Genomic DNA, 12,845 nt, shown 5'->3' with positions numbered 1-12,845 from the left:
GGGCGGGGAGCGGGTCGGGGGTGGCCGGCGGCCGGTGCCGCGTCAGCGGCGGTCGAGGGCGGCGCGGCCCGCGGTCAGCAGGACGGAGTCGTCCTGCGGGGTGTGCACGCGGCCGCACAGCACATCGCGCAAGTGCCGTTGCAGCGGGTTGTCCTGGGTGAGGCCGTTGTTGCCGATGAGTGCGACGGCCTGCTCGACGGAACCGATCGCCGCGCGGATGCCCAGCACCTTGGCGCCGCCGGCCTGCGCCGCCGCGCTCTCGTCCCCGGCGTCCACCGCGCCGGCCAGCGCGCTCACCAGCCCCTCGGCGCCCGTGAGTTGGACCTCGATCTCGCCGACCGCGCTCTGGAAGCGCTGAAGCGAGGCGAGGGGCGCGCCCAGCGCGCTGGGCACCCGCTCGTGCAGGAAGCCGGTCAGCCAGTGCTGCGCGGTGCGTGCCACCCCGAGGTAAAGGGCGGTCAGGCCGAGGGAGTTCCAGGCTCCGCCGATGACGTCCCGGCCCCCGTCGGCCCCGGGTCCGGCCAGCCCGGCCACGTGGTCGGCGGGCACCGGGACCGTGTCGAGGAGCACGTCGTCGCTGCGGCTGGCGCGCAGGCCCAGGTGGTTCCAGGTGGGGCGGATCTCGATGCCGGGCGAGTCGGTGCGCACCAGGAAGGCGCCGACACGTACGGGGTCCTCGTCGGTGCGGGCCCAGACCGCCATCCAGCGCAGCGCGACGGCGCCGGTGGAGAAGATCTTGTGGCCGGTCAGCTCCCAGGGGGCCGTGTCGTCGCCCGCCGGGCGCCGGGCCGTCGTCGCGGGCAGGCCGCCGCGGACCGGGCTGCCCAGGTCGGGCTCCACCCGCAGCGCGTTGACGAGCGCGGGGCGCCGGCCGGACTCGGCGAGCAGCTCGCGGTAGACGGGCTCGGGCCACTGCGGGGTACGGGCCTGCGCGGCGTGTGTGAACAGGGTCATCGCGGTGACCAGCGCGACAGCGGGGTCGCCGCCGCCCAGCGCCCGCAGGATCCGGACGGTGTCGCCCAGGCCGCCGCCGGGGCCGCCGTAGCGGCGGTCGACGGTGGCGGTGAGCAGACCGGCCGCGTGCACGGCGGCCACACCCTCGTGCGGGAAGGTCGCGTCCCGGTCGTGTTCGGCGGCGCGGGCCGCGAGCACGGCGGTGACGTCGGCCAGGGCCTCGTAGTCGGGAGCGGGCAGGCCGCCCGGTACGGTCGCGGGGCCGGCCGGAGTCGCGGGCGCCGCGGTGTTCGCTGTCACGAGGTGGCTTCCCAGTCGTCGGAGGGCGTACGGATCGGGTGGTGGCAGGCCGCGCTCCGCTGCCCGGTATGGGATGAACTCCCGGGCTGCGTACGGCAGTCGGCGTCGGCGAACGGGCAGCGGTGGGCGAACACGCAGGCGCCGGGCGCGACCGCCCAGGCCGGCGGCCCGGCGGCGGCCGGCCGGGTACGCGCGCCGGGGCCGCGGCCGGTCCGGTCGATCCGGGGCGCGGAGGCGGTGAGCAGCGCGGTGTACGGGTGCAGCGGCCGGGTCAGCACCTCGGCGGTGGGGCCCTGTTCGACCAGCCGGCCGCGATACAGCACCGCGATCCGGTCGGCGACCCCGGCCAGCGAGCCGAGGTCGTGCGAGATGACGACGATCGCGACCCCGAGGTCGCGCCGCAACTCGTCCAGCAGCCGCAGCACATGGTTGCGGTTGGAGGCGTCCAGGGCGCTCACCGGCTCGTCGGCGAGCAGCAGCGCGGGCCGGGTGACGATGGCCCGGGCCAGCGAGACCCGCTGCCGCTGCCCGCCCGACAGCTGCGCCGCGATCCGGTCGCCCAGCGCGTCGGCGTCCAGCCCGACCCGGTGCAGGGCCTCGGCGGACCGGGCCCGGCGCTCCCTCTTGTCCACCCCGGCCACCGCCAGCGGCTCGCCGACCAGTTCGGTCACGGTCAGATCCGGGTCGAGCGAGCGCAGCGGGTCCTGGAACATGTACTGGACCCTGCCCGACCTGCGGTGCTCCCGCAGCGCCCGGCCGCGCAGCCCGCTCACCCGCACGCCCTCGACGGTGATCCGCCCGGCGGTGACCGGCGCGGTCCCCACCACGGCGCGGGCCAGGGTCGTCTTGCCGGAGCCGGTCTCACCGATCAGCCCGAGGATCCGGCCGCCTGCCAACTCCAGGTCCGCGCCGGCCAGTACGGGCACCTCGCCGCCCCGGACGCCCCGTCGCGGATAGGACACTCCGAGCCCCTCGACCCGCAGCACGGCGGCGCCGTCGGGGGCGGGCGCGGTGTCCGCCGCGACCGTGGCCGCGACCTCGGCCGGGTCGGCGTGCCCGGGCTGATCGGCGCCCGCGCGCGGCGCGGACGCCGCCGCGGGGGCGGTGCGGTCCGGGGTCCTGGCCCCGGCGGCGGAGACGGTCATGCGGACACCTCCTCGATGGGAGTCGACTCGACGGGTGCCGAGTCGAGGGAAACCGGCCCGGCGGAAGCGGGCCCGACAGCGGCAGGCCGGAAGGGATCGGCGAGGGTCTCGGCGAGTTCGGCCGCGCGCACGCAGCGCACCCGGCGTCCGTCGGCGCCGGTGGCGAGCGGTATCCGGGCCGTACGGCAGCGGTCCTCCGCGAAGGCGCAGCGGTCGGCGAAGCGGCAGCCGGGCGGTTCGGCGCCCGCCTCGGGCGGGCGGCCCGGGATGACGGCCAGCTCCCGGCGGTGCCAGTCACCGGCCGAGGCGACGCTCAGCAGGGCGGCGGTATAGGGGTGGGCCGGGCGGGACACCACCTCGGCGGTCGGGCCGTCCTCGACGATCTCGCCCGCGTAGAAGACCATCACCCGGTCGGTGACCTCGGCCACCACCGCGAGGTCGTGCGTGACCAGCAGCAGCGCGAGTCCGAGGTCGTCGCGCAACCGGGCCAGCAGATCGAGGACTTCGGCCTGTACGACGGTGTCCAGCGCGGTGGTCGCCTCGTCCGCGACGAGCAGCCGCGGCTCGCAGGCGACCGCGACGGCGATCAGGACCCGCTGGAGCATGCCGCCGGACAGCTCGTGCGGATAGCGGTGGTACACCTCGGCGGGCCGGTGCAGACCGACCGAGCCGAAGAGTTCGACCGCCCGCGCGTGCGCCTCGGTGCGGCTCAGCCCGAGCCGCACCCGCAGCGGTTCGGCCAGCTGGCGGCCCACGGTCAGCGACGGGTTGAGATACGACGCCGGGTCCTGGAACACCGCCCCGAGCCGTACCGCGCGCAGCTCCTCCCAGGCCCGGGGGCTCAGCGAGGTCAGCTCGGCGCCGTCGAGCCGGGCGCTGCCCGCGGACACCGCGCAGCCCGGCGGCAGCACCCCCAGCAGCGACCGGCAGGTCAGCGTCTTGCCGCTGCCGGACTCGCCGACCACGCCGACCGCCTCCCCGGCCCGGACGGTGAAGGACACATCGCGTACGGCCTCGGTGCGGCCGCCGGCCACGGTGATGTGCAGGCCCTCGACGGCGAGCACGGGCCGGCCCGGATCGAGGCCGGGCGAGGCCGGTTCAGACGGTGAGCGGCTCATCGGTCCTCCTGTCGGGCGCCGGTGTGTCAAGGACGGCGGCCGTTTCCGGGCCGCCGAAGCGCCCCTTGCCCCGGTTCCGGGCGGGGCCGCGGTCCGCAGCCGAGTCGGCGGCGCCGCTGTCGCGGACCGCGTCCGCCAGCAGGTTCAGCGCGCCGACGGTGATCATGATCAGTACGCCCGGCAGGACCGGCGCCCATGGCTGCTGGGCCAGATAGCCCAGGTCGCTGGCGAGCACCCCGCCCCAGGTGGGGGCCGGCGGCTGTACGCCCACCCCGAGGAAGGTCAGCGAGGTGACGGTGAGCAGCGCGGTGGCCAGGGCGTGCGCGGTGGTGACGGCCACCGTCGGCAGCACCTTGGCCACGATGTGGGTCCGCAGCACCCGGGCCCGCGAGGCGCCCATCAGCTCGGCGGCCTCCACATACTGCGCCTGCTTCAGGCCGAGCGCGGCGGCCCGGGACACCCGGAAGAACAGCGGCGCCAGCAGCACCCCGAGGGCCAGCATCGCCTGGTTGAGGCCGTTGCCGAACACCCCGACGGCCGCGATGGCGAACAGCGTGAAGGGCAGGGTCATCAGCGCGTCCACCGCCCGCAGCGCGGTCCACTCGAAGGCCCGGCCCAGCCAGAGCGACGCCAGCCCGGGCACGACCCCGAGCAGCATGGCGGCGCCGACCGACTCCACCGCGCCCAGCACCGACCGGCCGGTGCCGGCCAGCAGCCGGCTCAGTACGTCGCGGCCGAGGTAGTCGGTGCCCAGCAGATGGGCGCCGCTCGGGCCCTGGAGCACCCGGGTGGTGTCCTGCGCCAGCGGGTCCTGCGGGGCGATCCAGCCGCCCAGGACCGCGAGGACCGCGACGAACAGCAGCGCGCCCAGCGCGACCCGGGCCGCGGGCAGCCGCCAGGTGCGGCGCAGCGTCCTCATGCGGCACCGCCCGCGGCCGGTTCGTCCTGGCCGGCGGAGACCGGACGGCCCCTGCGCGCGGCCGGGTTGAGGGCCGTCAGCGCCGCGTTGATCGCGATGTTGGCGATCAGCACCACCCCGACGGTGACCAGCAACGTGCCCTGGATGACCGGCACATCGTGCTGCTGGGCGGCCTGGAGGGAGAGCTGGGCGATGCCGGGCAGGTTGAAGATCCGCTCGGTGACCACCGCTCCGCCGATCAGCATCGGCACGCTCATCCCGAGCACGGTCAGCGCCGGGCCGGCCGCGTTGCGCAGCACATGCCCGAACAGCACCCGGCGGGCGGACAGTCCGCGCATCGCCGCGCCCGTGACGTAGTTCGCGCGCAACTCACCCACCAGCGAGGCCCGTAGCTGCCGTGCCACGTTCGCCGCCGCGTCCAGGCTCAGCGCGAAGGCGGGCAGGATCGCGAACCGCAGCCATTCCACCGGGCTCTGACCGAAGGCGGTGTAGCCGCCGGACGGCAGCCAGCCGAGCTTCACCGACATCACCGCGATCAGGCCGATGGCCACCACGAAAGCGGGCAGCGTGCCCAGCAGCGAGCAGATCACCGTGATCGCCCGGTCCAGCCGCCCGCCGTTGCTGCGCGCGGCGGCGATCCCGCCGAGCGAACCGAGCAGCACCGCGATCAGCAGCGCCAGACCGGCGATCGACAGATCGACCGGCAGCGCCTGGAAGACGCTGCCGGACACCGGCAGCGAGGTGAACCAGGAGCGGCCGAGATCACCGGTGAAGGCGTGGCCGAGCCAGGTCACGTACTGGACGGGCAGCGGCCGGTCGAGCCCGAAGACGTGGTTCAGCCGGGTGATGTCCGCCGGGGTCGCGGTGTCGCCGAGTACGGCCGCCGCCGGGTTGGCGTCCGACAGCGCGCCCAGCCCGAAGGTCACCAGCGAGGAGAGCAGGAACACCGTGCCGGCCGTCACCAGGGCCCGGCCGAGCGGCTGCGGCGCCCGAGCGGCCCGCGCGAGCAGGGAGGCGCGCCGCCGCTCCGGCAGCGCCGCGGTGAGCGCGCTCATCCGACGGTCACTCCCTCGAACCGCTGCACCACGGTGGTCTGCGGCAGCGCCGACACGTTCTTGGCACGGGCGAGGATGCGCGGCACCGTGTAGAGGAAGACATTGGGCGTGTTGCGGACGGCGAACGCGGTCGCCGCCTGGAGCACCTTGGGGTAGTCGGCGGAGTCCAGCGGCGTGCCGGTCACCTTGTTCAGCGCGGCGGTCAGTTCCGGCGGGGTGCTGCGGCCGGGGTTCATCAGCCCCTGCTCGCCGAAGAGCACCTGGAAGGCCTGCACGGCCGAGTCGCGGCCGGCGAACTGGTCGACCGCCAGCTGCTGATCGTGCTCGATGTAGACGATCTGGGTGAACTGCGTCTGCGGGATGACCTCGATCTTGGCGTTGATCCCCACCTGCTTGAGCTGCGCCTGGATCTGCTCGGGCACGCCCTGGGCGGTGGCGGTGGTCAGCGTGATGTCGAGGCCGCCGGAGTAACCGGCTTGCGCCAGCAGGTCCTTGGCCTTGGCCGGGTTGTACGGGAACAGGTTCGCGCTGCTCGCGTCGTAGCCGGCGTAGCCCTTGGGGAAGGGCTGGTAGGTGGCCTCGCCGTTGCCGAACTCCTGGGTCTTGACCAGTGCTTCACGGTCGATCGCGTACTTGAGCGCCTCGACGACCTCGGGCTTGTCGAACGGCGCCTTGGCGCTGTCGACGTCGAGCGTGGCGACCACCATCGAGGGGATCACCTGCACCTCCAGGCCGGCCGCCTTGGCCGCCTGCACCTGACTGCCGGGGATCTGCGCCACGTTGTACTGCCCGGACTGCAGGGCGGCCACCACCGTGGAGGCGTCCGGCAGCGGATACAGCTCGAAGCCGCCGAGCTTGATCGAACCCGCGTCCCAGTAACCGGGGTTGCGGCGCAGCACCGCCTTGGCGTTCTGCGTGTAGGAGGTCAGCGTGAAGGGTCCGGCGCCGGCCGGCTTGGCGGCGATCCCGGCGGCGTCGGCGGTGAACGCGGCGGGGTTGACGATCATGCCGGTCTTGCCTGCCAGCAGATTGGGGATCTGGTAGTCGGCGTGGGTGAGGTCGATGACGACGGTGGCCGGGTCCGGCGCGGAGACCGCCTTCACCGAGGTGAGCTGGGGCGCCACCAGCGACTTGGGGTCGGAGATGCCGCGCTCCAGGCTCTTCTTGACCGCCGCGGCGTCCAGCGGGGCGCCGTCGGAGAACTTCAGGCCGGGCCGCAGGGTGAAGGTCAGCCGGGTGCCCTGGGTGTCGTACGTCCAGGAGCTGGCCAGCGCCGGGACCGCGGTGCCGTGCGGGTCCAGCTTGGTGAGCCCGGCGTAGACCAGGGACAGCGCGTGCACGTCCCAGCCGGCCGAGGAGAACACCGGGTCCCAGGAAGTCGGCAGCGACCAGCCCCACTTGAGCACGGACGACCCGGCGCCGCCCCCCGAGGCACCGCTGCCGCCGCCGCAGGCGGTCAGGGCGAGTGCGGCGCCGGCGCCGAGACCGATGCCGAGGAAGGAGCGTCTGCCGAGCGAAGAGGGGGAGGAAGCGGACACGGCGGCACGGTTCATGACGATGCGTCACCTTTCGGGGGTATGCCGGGACGGCCCTCGGCGGGCGAGGGCGGCGCGAGACGTCGCACATGCTGCGACCGCGGATGTCGACGGAGGGTGGCGACGGAGGGTGGCGGCGGCCGAGCGGAGTCGGGGAGAAGGCGGCCGGGCACGCCGGAAGGACAGCTGCGACAGCGGAGCTGAGCCGGCGGCGGCCGGTACGACGGAGCTGTGACGGGGAGACGCGCGGGCGGGCCCGCGCCGCGGAGAGAGCCGGCGGTTCAGCGCCGGACGGCGGGCCTTCGGTCAGTGACCGGTCTGGCGCCGCGGGGCCACGAGCGTACGGTCAGCGACAGAGAGCGCTGCTGGTACGCAGAAAGTCCACATAGCGGCACACCACACCGGGGTGCGTCGTAAGCATGTGCCCATCCTGGCCGCAGCGGTGAGCCGCTGTCAATGGACACCAAAAGGTGTCTCATTGACTGGTACGGTCGGCGCCTGTGAATCAGCGCTGGTCAGCATGCTGGACCGGGGCAGCGGCGGCCCATGGCCGGGCGGCGGCCTCCGCCGGGTGGAGCCACAGCGGGCCGTTCCCGGTCTCGATCCGCACCGCCCGCCCGGGTGGCGCGCCGCCGGGCGCCAGCAGCGCCCACTCGGGTCCGCTCAGACTCCGGTGGTACGCCAACAAGGCCTCGGTGTCCGGTCGTTGTACGGCCGGCCGGACTCCCGGGAGGCCGGGCGCGACGGCCTCGATCGCTGCCAGATACGCGTCGAGGGGCCGCCGTCCCGGCACCAGCCGGCGGCCGGCCGGTCCGCTGAACAGCAGCGTCGGCAGGGCGTACCGCAGCCGCCCGTCGGAGGTCTCCTTGGCCGTCCCCGGATGCGGCCCCGGGTCCTCGGCCGTCAGCGCCTCCGGCAGCGGCTCCCGGGTCTCGCGGTGGTCGGCCTCTACTGCCGCCAGCACCTCGGCGGAGCCGGCGTCCGCGGCCAGCCGGACCGCGTCCAGTCCCGGTACGCCCCCGGCGGCGCGCAGCGCCAGCTCCAGGGTGTCGGCCGGCTCACCGGCCACGAACATCGACTCGCGCAGCCGGCGCAGCACCCGGTCGGCCACCTGCCCGCCCTGCGCCCGCGCCGCCACGGCCACCAGCGAGGCGGGCCAGCTCGTCGCCGCCACCCGGCTCAGCCGGACCGCGTGCGGAGCGCCGGTGTGCGCGCCGACCCCGCGCACGAACCCCTCGTACCAGGCGGTCTCCGCGGCCGGATCGGGCGCCGGGTCGTCGTCGGTGTCGAACAGGATGCCGTACACCCGCCGCCACCGCGCCCGCCCGGCCAGCGCGGTGCGCAGCAGGCGGAACTCCGGCTCGGCGCCCCACGCCCACGGGCACAGCGGGTCGGTGTACTCGGTGACGGCCAGCGGCGGCTCCGGCGGCTCGGGTGGACCCGCCGGATCGGCCCGCGCCGGCCCCCGGACCGGCAGCGCCGGACCTTCGTCCGGCGACGGTCCGGTCATGCCGCACCCGCCAGCCGGCCCTCCCCGGCGGCCGCCGCCGCGGCCGGGACAGCCGCGGCCACGACGGGTTCGGCCGCCAGGGTCGCGGCCGGCCGGCCGGCGGCCCGGTCGCCGCCCCTGGCGTCGTCGGCCACCAGCGCGGCGATCGTCACCGCCTCCAGCACCGCCGACGCCGCGGCCTCGATCGACCGCCACACGGTGGGGAGCCCGGCGGCCGGCGCCGGATACGCCAGCTCGGCCAGTGCCTCGCCGCGCAGGGTGAACACCTCGCCGTCGACCGCGCGCACCACGTCGAGCAGGGTGGTCTGCTCGGCCGGGCGGCTCAGCCAGTAGCCGCCCTCGCAGCCGCGCTGGCTGCGCACCAGCCCGGCCCGCCGCAGTTCGCCGACCACGGACTTCAGGAAGCGGAACGGGATCTCCTGCGAGGAGGCGATGGCCTCACAGGTCAGCGGGCGGGCGGAGTCGCGGGCCAGTTCCACCAGGGCCCGAACGGCGTAGTCCGCCTTCGCGGAGATATGCATGCGCACAGTATCGCCCGTCCGGCGGCCCGTTGGGACGGCTTCCGGCCGACCGGACGCCAACGGCCGGTACATCCACGCAGGTGAGCCGCAATGGACACCTCTTGACATCCTTTCGGCGGCCCCTCTAGCGTCCTGGACCATGACCGAGCACCCGACCATCGCCGGTGAGGGCTTCCATCCGCATCTCCCGGCAGGCCAGGACGGCCCGCCCCGCCCGTCGCTCAACCGGCTGCACCACATCCGCGCGGACGGTCTCGACGGCGACACCGCGCAGACCGGCGGGATGCGCCGGTTCGCCGCGATCAGCGGCCGGACCGTCGGCTCCGAACGGCTGTGGATGGGCCAGACGCACGTCGCGCCGGCCACCTCGTCGTCCGACCACCACCACGGGGAGTCGGAGACCGCGATCTATGTGGTCAGCGGCAGGCCCGAGTTCGTCTTCCTGGACGACTCCGGCGAGGGGCCCCGCGAGGTCCGGCTGGTCGCGGGCCCGGGCGACTACATCTTCGTGCCGCCCTATGTGCCGCACCGCGAGGAGAACCCTGACCCGGCCGACGAGGCCGTGGTGGTGATCGCCCGCAGCACCCAGGAGGCCGTCGTGGTCAATCTGCCGGCGCTCTACGCGCTGCCCGCCGGCACCGACTGACCCGCGGACCGGCCCCCGGCACTCCGGGTGCGTCACGTCAACTCCGGTACGCGACCGGGCCGGCGGCCCGGCACCGGGCGGTGGCCCCCGCCCGGGAAGGCAGGGGCCACCGCCGGCGTACGGCAGGTCCGTACTAGTCCTTGATCAGGTCGAACTCCTCCCAGGGACCGATCGCCGCGCGGTTGGCGATCAGCGCGGCGGCCCCGGCGTTCTCCGCCGTCACATACTGATTGTCGGAGTGGGCCCGCAGGCTGACCGCGCCGTCCGCGTCGTGGATCAGGTCGAAGGTCTCGGCCGTCCCGACACTCGTGCTGCTCGCGATCAGCGACCCGGTGCCGTTGCCGGGCGTGGTCACGTACTTGTTGTCGGCGTGCGAGCGCAGTGCCACGGCGCCGCCGCCGAGGTCGATCTCGTCGAAGGTCTCCCACGGGCCGATCGCGGTGCGGTTGGCGATCAGCGCGGCCGCGCCGGCGTTCTCGGCGGTGACGTACTGGCTGTTGGCGTGCGCCCGCAGCGAGATCGCCGTGGTCTGGCCGGGGGGAGTCGTCCCGCCGCCGCTGGCGATGGTGGTCGTGCCGGTGAGGCGGATGTCGCGGGAGGAGGAGCCGACGTAGACGGTGTTGGTGCCGGTGGCGTTGGTCCAGCCGTTGTTCCAGTACTGGAAGCTGCGGGCGTTGAGCGTTACTGATACGTGCTGGGTCTGGCCGGGGTTGAGGCTGACCCGTTGGAAGCCGCGCAGGCTCTTGGGGGGTTCGCCGGTGGTGGCGGGCTGGCCGACGTAGATCTGGGGGACTTCGGCTCCGGCCCGGGTGCCGGTGTTCTGTACGTCGAAGCCGACCGCGACGTTGCCGCTCGCGTCCGGCTGACCCACCGTCAGATTCGCATACCCGAAGGTCGTGTACGACAGGCCGAACCCGAAGGGGAACAGCGGGGTCTTGCTCTGCGAGTCGTACCAGCGGTAGCCGACGTCGATGCCTTCGCTGTACTGGACGGTGTTGTTCTGCCCCGGCCACTGCGCGGTGGTGTGGGCGGGGACGTCGTTCAGGCTCTGCGGGAAGGTGACGGGCAGCTTGCCGGAGAAGTTGACGTCGGCGTAGAGCAGGGCGGCGATGGCGTTGCCGTCCTCCTGGCCGGGATACCAGTTCTCGATGATGCCGCGGACGGCGCCGGCCCACGGCATCGTCACCGCGGAACCGCTGTTGACCACCACGACCGTGTTCGGATTGGCCGCGGCCACATCCGTCACCAGCTGGTTCTGGTCGGCAGACAGGTCGATGTCGCTCAGGTCGGCGCCCTCGCCCTCCGACTTGTTGACGAAGACCACCGCGGTGTCGGCCGCGCGGGCCGCGGTCACGGCCTGGCCGTGCAGGTCCTGGTTGGGCACCTGCCAGCCGAGTTCCAGTTCACTGCCACCGCCGTCGTTGAAGTAGTCGACCTCGATGCTCACCGGCTGGCCGGCGGTCAGGGTGACGGTGCCGGTCTTGGTGGTACGCGGCTGGTCGGCCCAGTTGCCGATCAGCTGCTGGCCGTTGATGAACAGCCGGCTGCCGTCGTCGCTGCTCAGCGCGAAGGTGTAGCTGCCGGTGCTCGGCGGGGTCAGCGTGCCGGTCCATTTCGCGGACCAGCCGTTGGCGGGCACGCCGCTCGCCGGAGAGGCGCCGCCCCACAGGAAGTTGACCGTCGGGTCGACCCGGGAGGTGATCGCGGTGCCGCCCATCGCGGTGCCGTTGTAGAACTGCCCGTACAGTCCGTGCCCGCCGCCCTGGGAAGGCGTCAGATACGGGCTGTCCACGATCTCGCCGCCGGGTGAGGCATAGCCCTGGGAGTACGTGACGGCGGCGCCGGTGCCCGCCCGCGACACCAGCGCGGAGTACGGGGTGACGATCGCGGAGGAGCCGACGTGCGCGCTGCCGCCGCCCGCGGTCAGGGCGTTGGGGCCGGCGTCGTCACCGATCACCGCGATCTTCTTGTTGGCGGTGCCCAGCGGCAGCGCCGAACCCGCGTTCTTCAGCAGCACACTGCCCTCCTCCGCGACCTGCCGGGCGGTGGCCTGGTGGGCGGCGGTGCTGACCGGGGCGGTGATGGAGCCGGTCTGGGTGGTGTCGAACAGGCCGGAGGCGAACATCGAGACCAGGATGCGGCGCACATGGCCGTTCAGGGTGGCGATGGACACCTGGCCGCTGTTGACCGCGTTGGTCAGCGCCGTGCCGTAGAAGTCCTGGCCGTTCATCTCCTGGTCGAGACCGGCGTTGGCCGAGGCGACCGTGGAGTGCGTGCCGCCCCAGTCGGAGGTGACGAAGCCGGTGAAGCCGAGGTCGCCCTCCAGCACCTGCTGGATCAGCTGGGAGTTCTCGCAGGCGTAGGTGCCGGCCACCGAGGAGTAGGAGCACATCACCGAGTAGGCCTGGCCCTGCTTGACCGCGGCCTCGAACGCCGGCAGGTAGATCTCCCGCTGCGTCCGGTCGTTCATGATGACGTTGTCCGCCGCGTTGTTGCGGTTGGTCTCCTGGTTGTAGTCGGCGTAGTGCTTCACCTGGGCCATCGGGCCCTGGCTCTGGATGCCCTGGATGTCGGCCGCGCCCAGCTCACCGGCGAGGTAGGGGTCTTCGCTGAGCGATTCGAAGGCACGGCCCCAGCGGGGGTCGCGCACGATGTTGATGGTCGGGCCGAGGACGATGTTGGCGCCCTTGCCCCAGGCCTCGTTGCCGATCACCTGGCCGTAACTCTTGGCCAGATCACGGTCGAAGGAGGCCGCGGCGGCCACCGGGGCGGGCAGCTGGGTGACCCCGCCGGCGCCGTCGGCGACACCGGCCGGGCCGTCCTGGAGCCGCAGTTGGGGAATGCCCAGGCGGGTGTTGGCGTCCACGCAGGCGCCCCACGCGCACTGCGCACCGCCGTGCATCATGGTGATCTTCTCCGCGGTGGTCATCTGCGCCAGCAGTGCGTCGGCGCGCTGTCCCGGGGTGTCCGCGGCGGCCGTCCACGGTCGTGCGGCGGCCGCGTCGGCGGACTGGGCGGGCAGGGTCCCCGCGGTGAGCGCTGCCAGCGCGGCGACCGCGAAGGCCACCACGCCGGACAGCAGGGGGCGGCGTCGTCTCATTGCCACTCCGTTCGGGATCGGCGGGCGGCGCGAGCCGCCCGA

The 12,845-nt window shown here is 74.0% G+C and carries 10 protein-coding genes; 1 reads left to right on the top strand and 9 read right to left on the bottom strand.

Annotated features, from left to right (window positions below; all coding sequences use genetic code 11):
- Window positions 1-42: 42 nt before the first annotated feature.
- The 8 genes from ACFO3J_RS10475 to ACFO3J_RS10440 form a co-directional block, all read right to left on the bottom strand.
- The gene (locus ACFO3J_RS10475) at window positions 43-1,254 is read right to left on the bottom strand and encodes an acyl-CoA dehydrogenase family protein (protein WP_386428404.1); all 1,212 of its coding nucleotides are present in this window, start codon (window positions 1,252-1,254) and stop codon (window positions 43-45) included.
- A complete protein-coding gene (locus ACFO3J_RS10470) occupies window positions 1,251-2,399 on the bottom strand; it encodes an ABC transporter ATP-binding protein (protein ID WP_386428402.1) in 1,149 nt (382 codons plus the stop codon). Before ACFO3J_RS10470 ends, ACFO3J_RS10475 begins: the two co-directional genes overlap by 4 nt.
- Window positions 2,396-3,517, bottom strand: coding sequence for an ABC transporter ATP-binding protein (locus tag ACFO3J_RS10465; RefSeq protein WP_386428401.1), 1,122 nt, complete (start codon window positions 3,515-3,517; stop codon window positions 2,396-2,398). Before ACFO3J_RS10465 ends, ACFO3J_RS10470 begins: the two co-directional genes overlap by 4 nt.
- On the bottom strand, window positions 3,498-4,436 hold the full coding sequence (locus tag ACFO3J_RS10460) for an ABC transporter permease (protein ID WP_386428400.1): 939 nt from the start codon (window positions 4,434-4,436) through the stop codon (window positions 3,498-3,500). The genes ACFO3J_RS10465 and ACFO3J_RS10460 overlap by 20 nt, the downstream gene beginning before the upstream one ends.
- The gene (locus ACFO3J_RS10455; protein ID WP_386428397.1) at window positions 4,433-5,491 is read right to left on the bottom strand and encodes an ABC transporter permease; all 1,059 of its coding nucleotides are present in this window, start codon (window positions 5,489-5,491) and stop codon (window positions 4,433-4,435) included. The genes ACFO3J_RS10460 and ACFO3J_RS10455 overlap by 4 nt, the downstream gene beginning before the upstream one ends.
- The gene (locus ACFO3J_RS10450; RefSeq protein ID WP_386428395.1) at window positions 5,488-7,044 is read right to left on the bottom strand and encodes an ABC transporter substrate-binding protein; all 1,557 of its coding nucleotides are present in this window, start codon (window positions 7,042-7,044) and stop codon (window positions 5,488-5,490) included. Before ACFO3J_RS10450 ends, ACFO3J_RS10455 begins: the two co-directional genes overlap by 4 nt.
- A gap of 487 nt (window positions 7,045-7,531) precedes the next feature.
- Window positions 7,532-8,536, bottom strand: coding sequence for a DsbA family oxidoreductase (locus ACFO3J_RS10445; RefSeq protein WP_386428393.1), 1,005 nt, complete (start codon window positions 8,534-8,536; stop codon window positions 7,532-7,534).
- Window positions 8,533-9,057 (bottom strand): RrF2 family transcriptional regulator, encoded by a 525-nt coding sequence (locus tag ACFO3J_RS10440; protein WP_386428390.1) that lies wholly within the window; start codon window positions 9,055-9,057, stop codon window positions 8,533-8,535. The genes ACFO3J_RS10445 and ACFO3J_RS10440 overlap by 4 nt, the downstream gene beginning before the upstream one ends.
- A gap of 139 nt (window positions 9,058-9,196) precedes the next feature.
- Between ACFO3J_RS10440 and ACFO3J_RS10435 the strand changes: the two genes are divergently transcribed.
- Window positions 9,197-9,703 (top strand): cupin domain-containing protein, encoded by a 507-nt coding sequence (locus ACFO3J_RS10435; protein WP_386428387.1) that lies wholly within the window; start codon window positions 9,197-9,199, stop codon window positions 9,701-9,703.
- Window positions 9,704-9,836: 133 nt separating this feature from the next.
- Here the strand turns inward: ACFO3J_RS10435 and ACFO3J_RS10430 are convergent, their stop codons facing one another.
- Window positions 9,837-12,803, bottom strand: coding sequence for a glycoside hydrolase family 3 C-terminal domain-containing protein (locus ACFO3J_RS10430; protein ID WP_386428384.1), 2,967 nt, complete (start codon window positions 12,801-12,803; stop codon window positions 9,837-9,839).
- Window positions 12,804-12,845: the final 42 nt, after the last annotated feature.

Source organism: Streptomyces polygonati (assembly GCF_042650325.1).
In the GTDB taxonomy this organism is placed as follows: domain Bacteria; phylum Actinomycetota; class Actinomycetes; order Streptomycetales; family Streptomycetaceae; genus Actinacidiphila; species Actinacidiphila polygonati.
The sequence above is the reverse complement of the archived record's forward strand: the minus strand, read 5'-3'. Positions and strand labels throughout refer to the sequence as shown.

What these genes read in the sequence shown, in the direction of transcription:
- ACFO3J_RS10430 (WP_386428384.1), bottom strand. Translation starts at nt 12,803, where the DNA reads ATGAGACGACGCCGCCCCCTGCTGTCCGGCGTGGTGGCCTTCGCGGTC.
- ACFO3J_RS10445 (WP_386428393.1), bottom strand. Translation starts at nt 8,536, where the DNA reads ATGACCGGACCGTCGCCGGACGAAGGTCCGGCGCTGCCGGTCCGGGGG.
- ACFO3J_RS10450 (WP_386428395.1), bottom strand. Translation starts at nt 7,044, where the DNA reads ATGAACCGTGCCGCCGTGTCCGCTTCCTCCCCCTCTTCGCTCGGCAGA.
- ACFO3J_RS10455 (WP_386428397.1), bottom strand. Translation starts at nt 5,491, where the DNA reads ATGAGCGCGCTCACCGCGGCGCTGCCGGAGCGGCGGCGCGCCTCCCTG.
- ACFO3J_RS10440 (WP_386428390.1), bottom strand. Translation starts at nt 9,057, where the DNA reads ATGCATATCTCCGCGAAGGCGGACTACGCCGTTCGGGCCCTGGTGGAA.
- ACFO3J_RS10470 (WP_386428402.1), bottom strand. Translation starts at nt 2,399, where the DNA reads ATGACCGTCTCCGCCGCCGGGGCCAGGACCCCGGACCGCACCGCCCCC.
- ACFO3J_RS10460 (WP_386428400.1), bottom strand. Translation starts at nt 4,436, where the DNA reads ATGAGGACGCTGCGCCGCACCTGGCGGCTGCCCGCGGCCCGGGTCGCG.
- ACFO3J_RS10465 (WP_386428401.1), bottom strand. Translation starts at nt 3,517, where the DNA reads ATGAGCCGCTCACCGTCTGAACCGGCCTCGCCCGGCCTCGATCCGGGC.
- ACFO3J_RS10435 (WP_386428387.1), top strand. Translation starts at nt 9,197, where the DNA reads ATGACCGAGCACCCGACCATCGCCGGTGAGGGCTTCCATCCGCATCTC.